Source organism: Luteibacter mycovicinus (assembly GCF_000745235.1).
GTDB classification, from domain to species: domain Bacteria; phylum Pseudomonadota; class Gammaproteobacteria; order Xanthomonadales; family Rhodanobacteraceae; genus Luteibacter; species Luteibacter mycovicinus.
The window spans coordinates 1988119-2004833 of the sequence record NZ_JQNL01000001.1 but is presented as its reverse complement, the minus strand read 5'-3'; the positions used below and the strand labels follow the sequence as shown (position 1 = coordinate 2004833).

Annotated in this window: 14 protein-coding genes; 7 read left to right on the top strand and 7 right to left on the bottom strand. The window is 67.7% G+C overall.

Going from position 1 to position 16715, the window contains the following annotated elements:
* The first annotated feature begins 39 nt into the window (after positions 1–39).
* A complete protein-coding gene (locus FA85_RS09060; protein ID WP_036109475.1) occupies positions 40–945 on the top strand; it encodes an LpxL/LpxP family acyltransferase in 906 nt (301 codons plus the stop codon).
* On the opposite strand, the gene FA85_RS09055 is transcribed toward FA85_RS09060, so the two are convergent.
* Genes FA85_RS09055 through FA85_RS21855 form a run of 4 tightly spaced genes read right to left on the bottom strand, consistent with a single transcriptional unit; the run spans position 920 to position 5480 of the window.
* Complete coding sequence (locus FA85_RS09055) at positions 920–1243, bottom strand: tetratricopeptide repeat protein (protein ID WP_036116966.1); 324 nt, start codon at positions 1241–1243, stop codon at positions 920–922. The genes FA85_RS09060 and FA85_RS09055 overlap by 26 nt on opposite strands.
* Positions 1240–3183 carry an ArnT family glycosyltransferase gene (locus FA85_RS09050; RefSeq protein WP_036109477.1) on the bottom strand — a complete coding sequence of 648 codons (1944 nt, stop codon included), beginning with the start codon at positions 3181–3183 and terminating at the stop codon, positions 1240–1242. The genes FA85_RS09055 and FA85_RS09050 overlap by 4 nt, the downstream gene beginning before the upstream one ends.
* A 40-nt stretch (positions 3184–3223) precedes the next feature.
* On the bottom strand, positions 3224–4222 hold the full coding sequence (locus tag FA85_RS09045) for a glycosyltransferase (protein ID WP_036109480.1): 999 nt from the start codon (positions 4220–4222) through the stop codon (positions 3224–3226).
* Between the two features lies 1 nt (position 4223).
* A complete protein-coding gene (locus FA85_RS21855; RefSeq protein ID WP_051943210.1) occupies positions 4224–5480 on the bottom strand; it encodes an O-antigen ligase family protein in 1257 nt (418 codons plus the stop codon).
* A gap of 162 nt (positions 5481–5642) precedes the next feature.
* Between FA85_RS21855 and FA85_RS21850 the strand changes: the two genes are divergently transcribed.
* Entirely contained in the window at positions 5643–6776 is a 1134-nt protein-coding gene (locus tag FA85_RS21850; RefSeq protein WP_036109483.1) for a glycosyltransferase family 4 protein, read from the top strand.
* Here the strand turns inward: FA85_RS21850 and rsmB are convergent.
* The 3 genes from rsmB to def are packed head-to-tail and all read right to left on the bottom strand — an operon-like array spanning position 6773 to position 9530.
* Complete coding sequence (gene rsmB, locus FA85_RS09030; protein WP_239739741.1) at positions 6773–8080, bottom strand: 16S rRNA (cytosine(967)-C(5))-methyltransferase RsmB; 1308 nt, start codon at positions 8078–8080, stop codon at positions 6773–6775. The genes FA85_RS21850 and rsmB overlap by 4 nt on opposite strands.
* Positions 8077–9024, bottom strand: a complete 948-nt coding sequence (gene fmt / locus FA85_RS09025; protein WP_197056506.1) for a methionyl-tRNA formyltransferase — start codon at positions 9022–9024, stop codon at positions 8077–8079. The genes rsmB and fmt overlap by 4 nt, the downstream gene beginning before the upstream one ends.
* Positions 9025–9026: 2 nt before the next feature.
* A complete protein-coding gene (gene def / locus FA85_RS09020; protein ID WP_036109486.1) occupies positions 9027–9530 on the bottom strand; it encodes a peptide deformylase in 504 nt (167 codons plus the stop codon).
* 209 nt (positions 9531–9739) lie between these two features.
* Here def and FA85_RS09015 point away from each other — a divergent pair, with 209 nt between their 5' ends.
* The 5 genes from FA85_RS09015 (at position 9740) to FA85_RS08995 (ending at position 16684) form a co-directional block, all read left to right on the top strand.
* Entirely contained in the window at positions 9740–10891 is a 1152-nt protein-coding gene (locus FA85_RS09015; RefSeq protein WP_036109489.1) for a LysM peptidoglycan-binding domain-containing protein, read from the top strand.
* Positions 10892–10953: 62 nt separating this feature from the next.
* Entirely contained in the window at positions 10954–12096 is a 1143-nt protein-coding gene (gene dprA, locus FA85_RS09010; protein ID WP_036109492.1) for a DNA-processing protein DprA, read from the top strand.
* Between the two features lie 100 nt (positions 12097–12196).
* Positions 12197–14734, top strand: a complete 2538-nt coding sequence (locus FA85_RS09005; protein WP_036109494.1) for a DNA topoisomerase I — start codon at positions 12197–12199, stop codon at positions 14732–14734.
* 1 nt (position 14735) lies between these two features.
* Positions 14736–15305 (top strand): L-threonylcarbamoyladenylate synthase type 1 TsaC, encoded by a 570-nt coding sequence (tsaC, locus tag FA85_RS09000; RefSeq protein ID WP_036109497.1) that lies wholly within the window; start codon positions 14736–14738, stop codon positions 15303–15305.
* A 14-nt stretch (positions 15306–15319) separates the two neighbouring features.
* Positions 15320–16684, top strand: a complete 1365-nt coding sequence (locus FA85_RS08995) for an AMP-binding protein (protein ID WP_036109503.1) — start codon at positions 15320–15322, stop codon at positions 16682–16684.
* Positions 16685–16715: the final 31 nt, after the last annotated feature.

The following is a 16715-nucleotide window of genomic DNA, read 5'->3' as shown; positions in this document are numbered from 1 at the left end:
CGGAGTCGGCCCGGGCCGCCTTGCCTTACACTTCTCCGGATGCGTCCGGATATCTATCTCCTCTACCTCCTGCTCCGTCTGGTCAGCCTGCTGTCCCTGCGGATCGTTCACCGTGCAGGCGCGTGGATCGGGCGCCGTTCGCTGCGCTCGAAGTCGCGCAGCGCCCGCTACAGCGCGGTCAACCTGCGACTGACCCGGCCGGAGCTGTCGGCAGGGGATCGCGAACGGCTTCTCGTCCAGACCATGGAAGAGTCCGGCAAGTCGGTCACGGAGGTAGCGGCGATCTGGGGCGCCGGCGCCGACCAGTCGCTCGGCCTGGTCCGCGAAGTGGTCGGCGGCGAGCTGTTCGAGGCGGCGCTCGCGTCCGGCAAGGGCACCATCATCGCCGCGCCACACCTCGGCTGCTGGGAGCTGCTCAATTACTGGCTGTGCAGCAAGACGCCCATGGCCATTCTGTATCGCCCGCCACGTATTCAGGCCATCGAGGCCTTGTTGCGCAAGGTGCGGGGCAAGCTGGCGCCGGAGCAGGTGCGGGCCGAGGGCGCCGGTGTGCGCACGCTGTTCAAGCGTCTCGGTGCCGGTGGCACGGTCGGCATCCTGCCCGACCAGAAACCGCGCGAAGGCGAGGGCGAGTTCGCGCCCTTCTTCGGCGTGGATGCGCTGACGATGGTGCTGCTGCCGCGTCTTGCGGCTCGCACCGGCGCGACGGTGCTCTTCAGCTTCGCCGAGCGCCTGGCCGATGGCGAAGGCTTTCGAATCCACATCCTGCCGGCGCCCGGAGGCATCGACAGCACGGACCTGAAAGTCGCCTGTGCGGCACTGAATCGTGGCGTCGAGCAATGCGTGGAACGTGCCTTTCCGCAGTACCAGTGGCACTACAAGCGGTTCACGGCGCACGACCGCCCCGATCCCTACAAGGTCAGCTCTTCCGCGACAGCCGGTTGAGGAAAACGGTCATCTCCTTGCCGGCCTGAATGTCGCCGCGACGCGTGGCCGCGTCGACCCCCTCGCGCCATGCGTCGGCCGCGCCCGTCTCGTCGTCTTTCGCGAGCAGCGCCTTGCCGAGCAGTTTCCACGCCGCGGAGTAGTCCCGGTCGAACGCCAGCGCCTCGCGGAACGACGTGGCGGCCTCGTCGTACATCCCGTCGCCCAGAAGCGCGTTACCGATGGAGAAGCGCAGCAGCGCCCCGTCCCTCGGGCCGCCCACCTGAGCTCGCAGACGCTCGACGAGGGGATCGGTCACCGGACTGCCGTCCGCGTGCGCCAATACTCCTGCGGGTAGAGCAGGGTCGGCTGTTTCGGCTCGGGCGGAGCCCGTCCGGATTGCAGCGCGGCCAGCGTGCCGGCATCCCAGATCATGAGCCATCCGGTGCGCGACGGCTGGATCAGCCGGGCGTAGCGGAAGGCTTCCGCGGGCGGATGCTTGGCGTAGGAGATGATGACGCCGTCGGCGTGATGGCGCGCGAAGTCGTCGAGGCTGTCACCGTCGTGCACGGCGTCGTCTTCGTCGTCTTCCATGGGCGCCGCCATACCGGGCACGACGTTGATGCGTGCGATCGGGTGCATGAGGCGGCCGGCGAAGTGGTACTGGCCGTTATACGAGACGCCCAGATTGCCGATGGGGCGCCCGGCCGCGTCGGCCTGCGCCAGGAACTGGGAGGCGGGCGCCAGGTCGTAGCGGTACCAGAGGCCCAGCGTGAACAGGGCATTGAGCGACACGGTGCCGATCAGGCCGGCGAAGGCCAGCCGGCGCATTTCGCCGCGGCCGCGCAGCAGCAACAGCGCACCGAGCACGATGAAGATCACACCGAAGAAGCGCGCATACGGCGCCATGCCGGTCAGCCACATGTTGTCCGGGAAGCGCGAAGGCACCACGGACGGCATGGCGAACAAGGCGATGGCGAGCAGGAAGGCGCCGACCGAGAGCGGCCAGGTGCCCAGGGCATAGCTCGTGGCCAGCGCCTTGTGGCGCTCGCGCAGGTCGGCCACCGACGCGGCCACCAGCATCGTGACACCGGCCAGTTCGGGCAGCAGGTAGTACAGCTGCTTGCCGGTGACCAGTGAAAAGACCAGCAGCGCCGGCAGCAGCCAGACCAGCAGGAAACGCAGTCCCGTCTCCAGCGGCTGTCGCATCAGCGCGACAAACAGCGGCGCGATCACGAGGATCAGCAGCAGCTTCTCGGCCAGCGGCGGGAAATGCGCGAACGCGGCGGAAATCAGCAGGAGCACCAGGGCGACGACCGCACAGGCGATCGCCCCACCGGTGCCGGCGCGCCATGGTTTGCGGAACAGTGCCGTCGGCAGCGCGACGATCCCGCGCAGCCAGCCGCTGAGCGGGAACACGATGACCGGCAGGAAAACCAGGTAGTACCAGGCGGGACGGGCGTGGTTCTGCAGGTCGGCGTTATGCGTTTCGACCACCCGGCCAGCGGTCTGGGTGAAGAACAGACGCTGGCGGTAAGCCTCGCCACCGGCCTGCCCGGCCGGCAGTGCCCAGGCCAGCAGGATCGCGAAGCCGAGCAGCAGGCCGAGCACGCCGAAGCCGTACCAGCGTGCCTTGTTCTGCCGCGCCCAGTCGTTCCACAGCGGGCCGAAGAGCAGGGGAAACAGCACGTGCAGGGCCATCACCGGCCCCTTGGTCAGCAGGCCCGCGCCGACGAACAGGCCGAACAGCCACCAGCGGGGCTCCGCACGCGTGGCGGTCGGGGTCAGGGTGAGCAGCGCGGCCAGTACCCAGACGACGAGGAGCACCTCGTACATGATCTGCAGGCCGAACAGAAACGCGTAGGCGAAGCCCATCAGCAGCCACGGCGTGGCCTTGGCCACCCACGGGCGCGCCGGAAAGAGGCGCCCGGCCAGAACGGAGGCCAGTACGAGCTGCGTGCCGCCGAAGAGGACCTCGAGGAGGCGCGGCCACACATCGTTGACCCCGAACACGGCCCACCCGGCGTGGATCATCCAGAACAGCAGCGGCACCTTTTCACTGTACGGCTCGCCGTTGATGTACGGCACCAGCCAGTGACCGTGCGCCCACATTTCCCAGGCGACCGCGAGGGTCCGCGTGGAAAACATCGGCATCGGACCGTGGGAAAAGATCGCGAGCAACGCCATCGCGGCCCACAGGGGCAGCCATGGCCAGAGGGCGCGGACATGTTCCGATCGGGTATAGGCGCTGTTGGACAAGGGCGTCGTCACCGTTAAGGGATCAGGAATTCTAAACGCTTCACCGGAGCAACGTGTCCAGGGCGTGCCCCAGACGCGCGGGGAACCCGGCCTGATTGGCGTCGTACCAGTCGCGTGCGGCCTGGCCAAGGGCTTCGACCTCGGCATCGGACATACCGACGATACGCTCGACGCATGCTTCGAGCCCCTCTTCGTCGAACTTCCACAACGTGGCGGCGTTGAGCGTGCCGTTTTCGTGCGCGGGGACGCGCATCCCTCGCGTGTCGTCGACCAGTTCGTTCATCGGCGCACCGTCGGTGACCAGTACCACGGCACCGCAGCTCATGGCTTCGACGATGTAGTGGCCCCAGCCCTCGGCCTCGGACAGGCAGAGGTGGAAACGGTGTGCGTTCTGCAGGCGGTAGATCGATTCCACGTCGGGCAGGAAGGTCACCTGGTGATCGAGGTTCGGTGCGGCCGGCGGTCGGTCCGGTGCGGCCACCGACGGTGACTGGAGCACATGCAGGGTCGGCCACTCCGGGTGCCGGCGCCAGACGTCGAGCAGGCGCTCGGTACCCTTCATACGGCTGCCGCCGGCAAGATGCAGGAAGGCCCGGTCGCGTGCGACACCTTCACGACGGCAGTCCGTGCTGATGAATCCGATGTGGGCGGTGCGCAGCCCCATCCCGCCGAACGTTTTCATGGCACTGTCGGTCTTGCACAGGATGGTGTCGAAACGATGCAGGTGGCGGCGGTCGCGTTTGCTCATCCATTCCGGATGGGGAATGAGCGCATTGCGCCGGGACATCGGCAGGTAGCCCGGGTGCACGTGCTCGATCGTCAGGCCGAGGTCGTAGCGCCGCGGACCGCGGCCGGTCAGCCAGCGCCCGAACATGGCGGCACGCTGCGCCCAGGCCCGCCACGGCCATCCATGATTCCGCTGCGGCGTCCGCGTCACCGTCACCTGGTGACCGAGTTCGCGCAATGCGTTCTCGAAGAGGCGGATATCGTGCGTGAGCCCGCGACCGTTGTCCCAGGCGATGAGGTTGATGTGGGCCATCTCAGGAGGCTCCTGCGCCGGTGCGGTGCCGATCGAGCGCGCGTCCGACGTAAACGGCGAGTCCCAGCGTGAGAAAGAAATACAACGAGTGCGGCATCGCCCGATAGAAGACATTGTCGGTGAGGGCGCATAGCGCGTACATGGCCGTCGTCGAGAATCCGGCGCATGCCGGCATGGCGATGGCGTTATCGCGGTTCAGCGCATGCCGCCCGAAATAGATCAGCGAACCACCGAAGAGCAGCACGAGGACCAGCAGGCCCGGGATGCCGCCCGTCGCCGCCCATTCGAGGTACTCGCTGTGCGGATGGTCATAGCGGACGACCGACGGATTGACCTCGCCATCGGCGATCCGCGCCCGGGCGAAGGGGCCGAACTGGTTCATGCCGACGCCGGTGACGGGGTGCGCGATCACGGCCATTCGTGCGGTGCGCCACATTTCGAGGCGCTCACGCACGGCGCCGGTGGCGTCCTGTTCGCTGTAGGTGGCTACTTCGTCTTTCACGGCGGCCAGGCGCTCCACCATCTCGCCGTGCAGCGTCGTCGCCGCCAGGCCGGCGGCGGCCACACCGATGACCAGGGCCAACACGCTCTGGCGCCAGCGTCCTGTCCGGCGACCCTGGATCAGCATCAGTGCCGCAAAGACGGGGACGAACGCAAGCAGGGGGCCGCGGCTCTGCGTCAGCAGCGCGCCATAGAAGCCCATGACGGCGAAGACCGCATGCATCGCGCGCTCGCGCGATCGGAGCTCACCCCGCAGGGCCTGCACGATGGCGATGAGTGACAGCACCAGCATGAACATGCCGAATTCGATGGCACCCCATTCGCCGTTGTTGATGCCGTAGGCGCGGTCGATATGCTCGATGTAATGCTGTTCGACGCAGATCAGGCCCAGAACGCCCGCCGATCCGCTGAAGCCGAAGCGAAGGGCGGCGGTCCGCAGCGGCAGGGCGAACGTCGCCGCGATGACCAGAAACGCAAGGATGTGCGACGTGACGTCGAACTCGCGCCAGTTCACCCCGTGGGCGCCGACGTTGACGGCCCAGAAGACGAAGGCGATGGCGGCGGGTGCCAGGACGGGCGCCGCGCGGCGATAGGCCTGACGGACGTCGGCACGCGTCGCGAGCACCCAGAGCCCCGTCAGAAACAGGATCAGCGCAGGGACCGCCTTGGCCTTGACCGGCAAGGCGAAGGACAGCGGCATGATCGCGATGAGCAGCGAGAGGATCCACACGCGCCACGGATTCGTTTTGTCGAGCACTCGGCACCTGCTGGGATCGGAACGGCGCGGCGGCCTCGCCGTCACCGGCTCGTGCCGCCGGGGCGGCGCGAGGGCATGGTACTTTAACGGATCGCGGATGCCTCTCCGTGCGGTTCCGGGTGAGCGGCGCCAATTCAGCTTCCGTAAGGACCCGCCCGGGCGATGAAGCTCCTGTTTACCAATTTCCACGCCGGCGACGGTGGCGGCCATACGACTTACCTGATCAGCCTCGCGCGCGGACTGTCGGGCCGGCATGAGGTGCACGTCGCCGCGCCGCCGGGTAGCCGTCTGAATCGCGAGGCCCGCGCGCTTGCCGGCGTGCATGTGCTCGACCAGCCCTATCCGAATGGCCTGGGCAAGCTGCCGGCACGGCGCCGCGCGCGTCAGCAGTTGTCGGCCTATCTGGCTGAGCATCGGTTCGACGTCATCCACGTCAATGGCTCCGCCGACCATCGTCTGGTCATTGCCGCCGTGCGTGGACTGCGCCGTCGCCCGGCCATCGTGCTCACCAAGCACAACTCCAAGCCGATGTCCGGCATCGGAAACGCCTGGCGGGCCCGCGTCGGCACCGATGGCGTCATTGCCGTCTGCGACTACGTGCACCGGCAGGTGATGGCTTCGCCTTATGCGCGCTGCCGTGTGGTCACCGTTTTCAATGGGGTCGACATCGATCGCTTCGCGCCGCGACCTGCCGATACGACGCTTCGTGCCGGATGGCTGGCGCCTGCCACCGCGGAAGCACCGCTGCTGATTGGCAGCAATGCGGGTACGGCCAGCTACAAGGGGTGGATGGATCTCGTCGAAGCGCTGGCGTCGCTGGAACCGGCCTGGCGCGATCGCCTTCGTGTCGTCCTTGCCGGCGGTCTTCCCGACGCGGAAGACCGCCGCCGTATCGAAGCCCTGGGCGTGGCATCGCAGGTGCACTTTGCCGGCCGGCTCGACGACGTCCGGCCGCTGGTGGCGACGCTCGATGCCGGATTCGTCCTTTCCTGGGACGTCGAAACGATTTCCTTCGCCTGCCGCGAAATGATGGCGATGGAGAAGCCCGTGCTCGTCAGCGACTACGCCGGGTTGCCCGAAAACATTCGTCAGGGCGAAGACGGCTGGATCGTGCCGGCCCGCGACCGGCATGCGATCGCCGCCGCCCTGCGCCGGCTGGTCGAGGAGCGCGACCAACTGCCCGCGATGGGCTTCGCGGCGCGAGCACATGCGGAGGCCGAGTTCGGACTGGAGCGTTTCATCGACGCCACCGAAGCGTTCTACCGCGAACTCAGGCTCGCCACGCTGCCGGGTTAGCCCTGTTTGCGCAGCAGGGCGTAGTACATGCCGTCGAGGTCGCCGTCGCCGGGCAGGATCTGCCAGCCGATGGCGGCCGCCTGGCCCACGGGCAGAGTCAATGGCAGCACGGAGGCATCGGCGCGACCGTCGACGAAGGCACCGACCACACCCTCGTTCTCGGCACGCAGCAGTGAGCAGGTGACGTAAAGCAACGTGCCGCCGGGTGCCAGGGTTTCCCAGCAGGCGGAGAGGATGCGGCTCTGTAGTGCCACGAGCGCATCGATGTCGGCGGCGCGGCGATGCAGGCGTACGTCCGGTCGCCGGCGAATGACGCCGGTAGCCGAGCAGGGGGCGTCGATCATGACGCGATCGAAGGGTTTGCCATCCCACCAGGCCCGCACGTCGCCCGCGTCGCCGACGATGACGTCGGCAGCGAGGCCGAGGCGTTCCAGATTCTGGGTGATGCGCAGTGCGCGTCGCGCCTCGGATTCCACGGCGACGAGGGCGATGTCCGAGCGTTCCAGCGCGTGGCAGGCCTTTCCGCCGGGGGCGGCGCAGGCATCGAGCACGCGCTGGCCGCTGGCCAGATCGAGCAGGTCGGCCGGCACCTGGGCGGCGCCGTCCTGGACGGCGAAATGGCCTTCGGCGAATCCGGGCAGGCGTGTCACATCGGTGCTGTGGGGGAGTACCAGACCGTCCGCCAGCCACGTGTGCGCGGCGATCTCCTGACCGGCCTCACGCAGGCGGTCGGCGACCTCGTCGCGCCCCGCGCGTCGACGATTCACGCGCAGCATCAGCGGCGGCTCGTGATTGGCCGCGGCCATGACCGCCTCCGCGTGGCCGGGCCAGTCGCGCGCGATAGCCTTGGCCAGCCACGCCGGATGAGCATGCCGCGTGGCCGGCGTCGCATCGAGGTCGGCCAGCAGGGCCTCGCGCTCGCGCTGCCAGCGGCGCAGTACGGCGTTGGCCATGCCGGCAAGTCGCGGGCGGCGTAGTTCGCGCACGGCTTCCACCGTGGCGGCCACGGCGGCATAACCCGGCATCTCGAGGATCTCGAGCTGGACCAGCGCGGTCACCAGCAGGGCGTGGATGACCGGCTCGCTCCGCCGAATGGGTTTGGCCAGGAGGCGGTCGAGCGCGGCGTCGAACCGGGGCCACCAGCGCGCACCTTCATTGAGGAGGGCGGTGAGAAGCGCCCGGTCACGGGCATCGGGGAGACGGGGGAGAGCCCGGTCGGCCACTTCGCGCAGCGAGTGCCCTGACAGGGCGATATCGGCCAGCGCTTCGGCGGCCAGGGCACGGACCGAGATCGTCCGACTCACGAGACCGCCTGCTTCAGCTCCGGACGCGCATTGAGGTAGTCGACGATGCCGATCCGGCGGCCACCGGGCCGCTGTACGGCAAGCAGGCGCAGGGCACCGTCGGCGCAGGCGATGTCGATGCCCTCGCGCGAGACGCGCAGTACCTGTCCCGGCGTGGTGCCGGCCGTCTCCGCGTCGATCGCGCGCGCCGACCAGATACGCAGGCGTTCGCCCGCGATATCGGCTTCCGCGACGGGCCATGGATCGAACGCCCGCACCTTGCGTTCCAGCGCGATCGCCGTCAGCGAGAAGTCGAGGCGAGCCTCGGCCTTGTCGAGCTTGTGCGCGTACTCCACGCCGTCTTCCGCCTGCGTACGGGCGACAAGGGTTTCGCCGTTCATGACACGACGAAGGCCTTCGGCCAGCGCGTCCGCGCCGAGCGCGGACAGCCGGTCGTGCAGACTGCCGCCCGTGTCGTCGCCGGTGATCGGGGTGCGCCGCTCGATCAGTACGGGACCCGTATCCAGGCCCGCTTCCATCTGCATCAGGTCGACGCCGGACTCCTCGTCGCCGGCCAGGATCGCCCGCTGGATGGGCGCCGCGCCGCGCCAGCGCGGCAGCAGGGACGCGTGGACGTTCCAGCAGCCCAGCCGTGGAATCGCCAGTACCTTGCGGGGAAGAATCAGCCCGTAAGCGACCACGACCATGAGGTCGGGTGCGTGGGCAGCCAGGCGATCGCGGTCGGCCTGGGCCTTGAACGATTCCGGTTGTTCGACCGGGACCCCGGCGGCGAGCGCCGCTTCCTTGACCGGACTGGCGGCGAGTTTGCGCCCGCGGCCGGCGGGCCGGTCGGGCTGCGTGTATACGGCCACGACGTCGGCGCCGGAAGTGCGGCAGGCCTCAAAACACGGGACGGCAAAGTCGGGTGTTCCGGCGAACACCACACGCAGAGGACGACCGGCCACGCTCAGGCGCTTGCCTTGCGCTGCTTTTCCATGCGTTTCAGCAGCATGCCGCGCTTGAGGGGCGACAGGTAGTCGACAAAGACCTTGCCGGCGAGATGGTCCATCTCATGCTGGATGCACACCGCGAGCGGGCCTTCGACGTCCACGAGGATTTCCTTGCCGTCGGCATCCTGCGCGCGAACCTTGACGTGCAGCGCACGGGTCACGTCGGCATAGATGCCGGGAAACGACAGGCAACCTTCCTGATAGACCTGCTGGCCGTCCTTCTCGAGGATCTCCGGATTGATCAGCACCATCGGCTCGTCACGGTTGTCGCTCATGTCGGCGACGAGGACGCGCTGGTGCACGTTGACCTGGGTGGCGGCCAGCCCGACGCCGTTCGCGGCGTACATCGTCTCGTACATATCCGCGACGAACTGCTTGAGTTCGGCGTCGAAGACGGTGACCGGCGCCGCGACGGTACGCAGGCGGGGATCGGGGAATTCGAGGATGGTGAGGGTGGACACGGTGTCACCTTGAACGTATGCGCGGGCCACTGCGGCGCCTGCCTGACCGCAAATTTGCGGGCAAATCGGCGAAATCCAACCAGCGGCAACCTGTAGGATGAGCCTGTATTCTACGCGCGCGCCGGGGGCCGGGCGAGCGACGCCACGTATTGTGCCCGTTAACGATTCAGTTACACTCGCGACAGCACCGGGGAAGGGGGAAATCCCGCATGATCAAGAAGTTCGCCATGCTGCTCGGCGGCATGTTCTTCACTGTGGCCGTTTATGCCGCAGCGGCCCAGCTACGTCCCGACCATCCGGATACCTATACGGTCCGCAAGGGTGACACGCTGTGGGATATTTCCGCCCGCTTTCTGAGCAAGCCATGGCTGTGGCCGGAAATCTGGCAGGCCAATCCCCAGGTCCGCAATCCGCACCTGATCTACCCGGGTGACGTTCTGAATCTTTCGATGGCCGGAGGCGGTCCGCGTGTCGGCCTGCAGCCGGGCATCCGCCGTGACGACGAAGCGGTCGCGGCCATCCCGCTCGGCGACCTGCGCATGTTCCTGAAGGAAATGCGTGTCATGGACGCCGACGCGGTCGAACAGCTGCCGTACCTCGTCGGGTTCGAGGAATCGCATCTGCGCGCCTCGCCGGGCAACAAGATCTACGCCCGTGATCTGGACTCGGCGCAGCTGGGTCAGCGCTGGGCCATCGTCCGCCCGACCAATCGCTTCCGCGACCATGGCGGAAACCCCGGTGGTCTGGACATGCTGAACAACCCGGGCCACGGTTCGTTCGTCGCGGACGAACTGGACAGCGATGCCTCGATGGCCAACAGCCCCTGGCAGGAAGATTCGCGTCACGACACGCACACCGGCAAGGGTGACGATCGCGGTGTCGAGGTATCGGTCATCGGCACGGCGGAAGTCATCGCGACCAAGGGCGACGTGACGAGCCTGGTCCTGGTCGATTCGACCCTGGAAATCCGCAAGGGTGATCGCCTTACGCAGATCGACGACACACCCTACGACCCGTACTTCTATCCGCACGCCGCAAAGGGCGTGCCGGCGGACGGCCGCGTCATCGGCATCGCGGACGGCAACTACGCCGGCAGCCGCCAGGTCGTATCGATTTCCGCCGGCTCGGCCGACGGCGTCGACAACGGTGCCACCTTCACGGTGATGGACCAGGGCGAAGTCATTCCCGACGAAGTCAGGGGCAACTACAAGCGCCGCGACACGTCGCCGAAGGTCAAGCTGCCGGACGAGTTCGCGGGCCACATCATGGTTTTCCGCACGTTCGACCACGTGAGCTACGCGCTCGTGATGGATGCGCTCCGGCCGATCAAGAAAGGCGAGAAGCTCGTTCTGCCGGAATAATCGGCGGTGGCGTCAAGCCGCCCGCTGACAGTAAGTCGCCGCGCAGTGTCTACACTGCGCGGATGACCGACACCGAAGACCTTCGCGCCTGGCTGATCCTTCTGCGGACCCCGGGCCTCACGCCGCGAAACCTGCGGGAGGGGCTCGTCGCACGTGGCAGCGCATCGGCGTTGCTGGGCTGGCTGACCCGGCACGAGAGCTCCCTGAAACCCGAGGGCCGCGACTGGCTGGCTCAGCCGGACGAGGCTGCGTTGGCCGCCGATCTGGCCTGGGTGAAGTGCGCCGACGACCAGCGCCTGCTGCTGTGCACGGAAGAAGACTTCCCCCCGCAGCTGGAGGCCATCCCGGATCCGCCCGCGGCGCTCTTCGTGAAGGGTGACGCTTCGCTGCTCCTGCGACCCCAGGTCGCCATCGTCGGCGCACGAAAGGCTCAGGTCCCGGGACTCGCCAATGCACGGCGGTTCGCGGCCGGGCTGGCCGAGGGTGGCCTCGTGGTGACCAGCGGAATGGCGGACGGCATCGACGGCGCGGCGCACGAGGCGGCTCTGGACGCCGGACAGCCGACCATCGCCGTGATCGGCACCGGCCCCGACCGGGTCTACCCGCGCAAACACCACGCCCTGGCCCGCCGTATCGCGGCCCACGGGGCCATCGTCAGTGAATATTCGCCCGGTACCGCCGTGCTGCCCCGCCATTTCCCCGAGCGCAACCGCATCATCGCCGGCCTGAGCCTGGGCGTCGTCGTGATCGAGGCCGGCCTGCGCTCGGGCTCGCTGATCACCGCGCGCGTCGCCGGGGAGCAGGGCAGGGACGTCTTCGCGTTGCCTGGCTCCATCCACAATCCCCTGGCCGAGGGCTGTCACTCGCTGATCGCCGAAGGCGCCCGTCTGGTCCAGCGTCCCGACGAGGTCCTCGCGGCGCTGGCGCCCGCGGCCATGGAACTGGGGGCTCAGCTGCGTGAGCGGCTGGCCGCCGGCGAGGCGAAGCCGGCCACCGGGCGGGCGAAGCGCGGCCCCTTCGACTGGCGCGAGGATGAGGAATATCGCCGCCTGCTCGACGTCATGGGGTACGATCCCGCTTCTCTGGACGCCCTGGTGGGCACGACGGGTCTCGCTGCGGGGCCATTGTCTTCCATGTTGTTGATGCTGGAGCTGGAAGGTGAGGTCGCAAGCCTCCCCGGAAACCGTTATCAGCGCGTGATGTAAGCATCCGGCGCTTGACAGGCATCACGGTGGTATGCCCCCACTAAATATATACATGCCCTGGGGTCCACTCGCCCCGGCGGCCTTTGGAATCGGTTAACGCATGGCAAAGAACCTCCTCATCGTCGAGTCGCCGGCCAAGGCCAAGACGATCAACAAGTACCTGGGGGCCGACTTCCAGGTGCTGGCGTCGTACGGTCACGTGCGCGATCTGCGACCCAAAGAGGGCGCGGTCGACCCGGAACACGGCTTCGCCATGGCTTACGAGGTCATCGAACGCAACGAGAAACACGTCGATGCGATCGCCAAGGCGGCCAAGGCGGCAAGCAGCATCTATCTCGCGACCGACTTGGATCGCGAGGGTGAGGCCATTTCCTGGCACATCAGCGAGATCCTCCGCGAACGCGGCCTGCTGGCGGGCAAGGACGTCCAGCGGGTGGTCTTCAGTGAAATCACGCCCAAGGCCATCAAGGAAGCCGTCGCCAATCCGCGACAGCTCTCGCACGACATGGTCGACGCCCAGCAGGCGCGTCGCGCGCTGGACTACCTGGTCGGCTTCAATCTCTCGCCGGTGCTCTGGCGCAAGGTGCAGCGCGGCCTGTCGGCTGGCCGTGTGCAGTCGCCCGCGCTGCGGATGATCGTCGAGCGCGAGCTCGAGATCGAAGCGTTCCAGGCCCGCGAGTACTGGACGATCCAGGCCAACCTGAACCACAAGGACGGTGCGTTCGACGCCCGCCTCGTGCGGCTCGACGGCAAGAAATTCGAGCAGTTCGACCTCACCAACGAGGCCGATGCCACCGCCGCGCGTTCCGCGCTCGAGCGTGCCGCCGCCGGCAATTTCACGGTGGGCGAGGTCGCCAGCAAGGAGCGCAAGCGCCGTCCCGCGCCGCCGTTCACCACCTCCACCCTGCAGCAGGAGGCCGCGCGCAAGCTCGGTTTCTCGACCAGCCGCACCATGCGCGTGGCCCAGGGCCTCTACGAAGGTGTGAGCATCGGCAGCGAGGGCAACGTCGGCCTCATCAGCTACATGCGTACGGACTCCGTGGCGCTGTCCGATGACGCGGTCGCCGAGCTGCGCGGGCTGATCGCCAGCGAATACGGCAAGAACGCCCTGCCTGACGCGGTACAGGTCTACAAGTCCAAGTCCAAGAATGCCCAGGAAGCGCACGAAGCGATCCGCCCGACCTCAGCCATGCGTACGCCGCGCAGCGTCGCGTCGTTCCTCAATGACGACCAGCGCAAGCTGTACGAGCTGATCTGGAAGCGCACCGTCGCCTGCCAGATGATCCACGCCACGCTGAATACGGTTTCCGTGGAATTTCCGGTCGGCGACTCCGCGTTCCGCGCCACGGGCACCACGGTCATCGACCCCGGCTTCCTGGCCGTCTATGAAGAGGGCAAGGATCAGAAGGGTGACGAGGATGAAGATCAGCGTCGTCTGCCGCGCCTGAAGCAGGGCGAGGTGGTGCCTGTCGCCGCCATCGTGGCCGACCAGCACTTCACCGAGCCGCCGCCGCGCTTCTCGGAAGCGAGCTTGGTCAAGACGCTCGAGGAATACGGCATCGGTCGTCCGTCGACCTACGCCAGCATCATCCAGGTGCTGCTCAGTCGCGAATACGTCCTGCTCGAAAGCCGGCGCTTCAAGCCGACCGACGTCGGCCGCGCGGTCAGCCAGTTCCTGTCGGGGCACTTCACGCAGTACGTCGATTACGACTTCACCGCCCGGCTGGAAGACGAGCTCGACGCCGTCAGCCGCGGTGAGGAGGCGTGGGTGCCGCTGCTCGAGCGCTTCTGGCAGCCGTTCAAGACGCTGGTCGACGACAAGACCGAATCGGTCGACCGAAACGAGGCTACCGGTGCGCGAGAACTGGGCGACGATCCGAAATCGGGCAAGCCCGTGTCGGTGCGCCTGGGCCGCTACGGCGCCTACGCCCAGATCGGCACCAAGGACGACGAGGCCAAGCCGACCTATGCCAGCCTGCGCCCCGGCCAGAGCATGCATACCATCACCCTCGAAGAGGCGATGGAGCTGTTCAAGCTGCCGCGCAACCTCGGCCAGTCGGAAGCCGGTGACGATGTCACGGTCGGTGTCGGTCGTTTCGGGCCGTTCGTGAAGCAGGGCAGCACCTATGCCTCGCTCAAGCCGGAAGATGACCCGTACACCATCGAGCTGCCGCGGGCCCTGCAGCTCGTTCAGGAGAAGCTCGAAGCCATCGCGAACCGCATCATCACCGACTTCGGTGACGGCGTGCAGGTGCTGAACGGCCGCTACGGGCCGTACATCACCGACGGTGAGAAGAATGCGCGCATCCCGAAGGATAAGGAGCCCAAGTCGCTGACCGAGGCCGAATGTCGCGAGTTGCTCGCCGCCGCACCGGTCAAGAAGCCGCGTGGTGGTCGCGCCGCCAAGAAAACCGCGACAAAGAAGGCCGCGGCAAAGAAGACGGCAACGACCAAGGACGCCGCGGTGAAGAAGACGGCCGTGAAAAAGACGGCCGCCAGGAAGACCGCGACGAAGAAGACGGCCACGAAGAAGACTGCCGCGAAGAAGGCCGCCACGAAGAAAAGCGCAACCAAAAAGGCGGCGGTGAAAAAAACCGCGGCCCCGGCATCGAAAACGGCGGCGCCTGCCGCGGACTGATATGCGACGTTTCACTCTTCCCGACGTCGCCCTGGCCGCCGACCGGCTTCGCGAGAGTGGCGTCATTGCCTACCCCACCGAGGCCGTTTTTGGCCTCGGTTGCGATCCCCACGATCAAGGCGCGTTCGAGCGTCTGTTCGCGCTGAAGGGGCGTCCGCCGACCCAGGGCGTGTTGCTCATCGCGGCGGACTTCGCGCAGGTCGAGCCGTATATCGACGTAGCCGCCGTTTCTTCGGAGATCCTTCGCGATGTCCGCAGCTCATGGCCAGGTCCACATACCTGGGTGTTTCCGCGTAGCGCGCGCGTACCCGCATGGGTGGCGGGCGCACACGCCGGCATCGCCCTGCGCGTGACGGCGCACGAGCCATCGGCGGCGCTCTGCCGGGCGTTCGGCGCACCGCTGGTGTCGACCAGCGCGAACCCGCATGGCGAGCCGCCCGCTCGCGACGTAGCGACCCTCGAGCGCTATTTCGGCGACCGCCTCGATGGTGCGCTGGACGCTCCGCTGGGCGGCCAGGAGCGCCCGACCACCATACGCGACGCCCTCACCGGCGCTATCATCCGCGCCTGACAGGGGGAATCACGTTGTCGACCGTTTACGAAATCACCGGGCGCGAGACCGCGCCATCGTTGCCGCTGCTGGTAGGCGCGCCGTCGCGCGCGATCGCCTGGCGTGACGGCCGGGCCGTCACCGCGTCCACCTTCCTGGCCCACGTCCGCCAGGTGGCCGCGTTGCTTCCCGAGGCCGACAGCGCCGTCAACCTCTGCGAGGACCGTTACGCCTTCCTCGTCGCCTTCGCGGCGCTGGTCACGCGTGGTCAGATCAACCTCTTGCCCCCTTCGCGCGCGACGCATGCGGTCGACGAGGTCATGGCCAGCCACCCGGGCTCCTACGCCATCGGCGAGCTGGCCCTGGCGCCCGCACCGGCCGGCTACCTGCGCATGCCGACGCTGGACGATACGTCGTTGGCCGGCGGTGAGGTGCCCTCGATCCCGACGGACGCCGTGGTCGCCATCGGTTACACCTCCGGGTCCACCGGCAGGCCCAAGCCCAATGTAAAGACCTGGGGCAGCTTCGTCGCCAGCAATGCCGGTAACGCCGCAATGCTCGGTGGCACCATCGGACGCGCCTTCGATGTCGTCGCCACGGTGCCCCCGCAGCACATGTACGGCATGGAGATGTCGGTCCTGATGCCGTTGCTGTCCGAAGTGAGCGTCCATTCGGGGCGTCCGTTTTTCCCGGCCGATGTCGCCGCCGCGCTGGCCTCGATGCCGGAACCGCGCGCACTCGTGACGACGCCCGTGCACCTTCGCGCGCTGGTCGAATCCGGCGTCGTTCTGCCGAGCCTCGCCGCGTTCGTCTCCGCGACCGCACCGATGCCGGTGGAGCTGGCGCGTGCGGCGGAAGAGCGCTTCGGCGCACCCCTGCACGAGGTGTTCGGTTCGACCGAAACCTGCGTCTTCGCCAGTCGACGCACCGCGACCGACGACGACTGGTCGCTCTACCAGGGTGTGACGCTGCATCCGCAGCCGGACGGGACCCTGGTCGACGCGCCGCAGCTCGCTGAACCGATCGCCCTTGCCGACATCGTCTCGCTGCACGACGGCGGGCGCCGCTTCCAGCTCCGCGGCCGGAACACCGATCTGCTCGAGATCGCCGGCAAGCGCGCTTCGCTGGGCGACCTCAATCGCCGTCTGCTGGCCATCGACGGCGTGCGCGACGGCGTACTGTTCCAGCTCGACGATGCCGACGCCTCCGGCATCCGCCGCATCGCGGGCCTCGTGGTAGCGCCGGGGATGACCGAGCAGGCCGTACTGGCCGCCTTGCGCCAGGCGATGGACCCGGTGTTTCTGCCGCGCCCGCTGCGCGTCGTGGAGGCGCTGCCGCGCAACGAGACCGGCAAACTGCCGCGCGGCCTCCTGTTGGAAATGCTGGCCGCACGCGGCTGATAGAATCTCCGGCTACTTGTCGGGAGAAGCA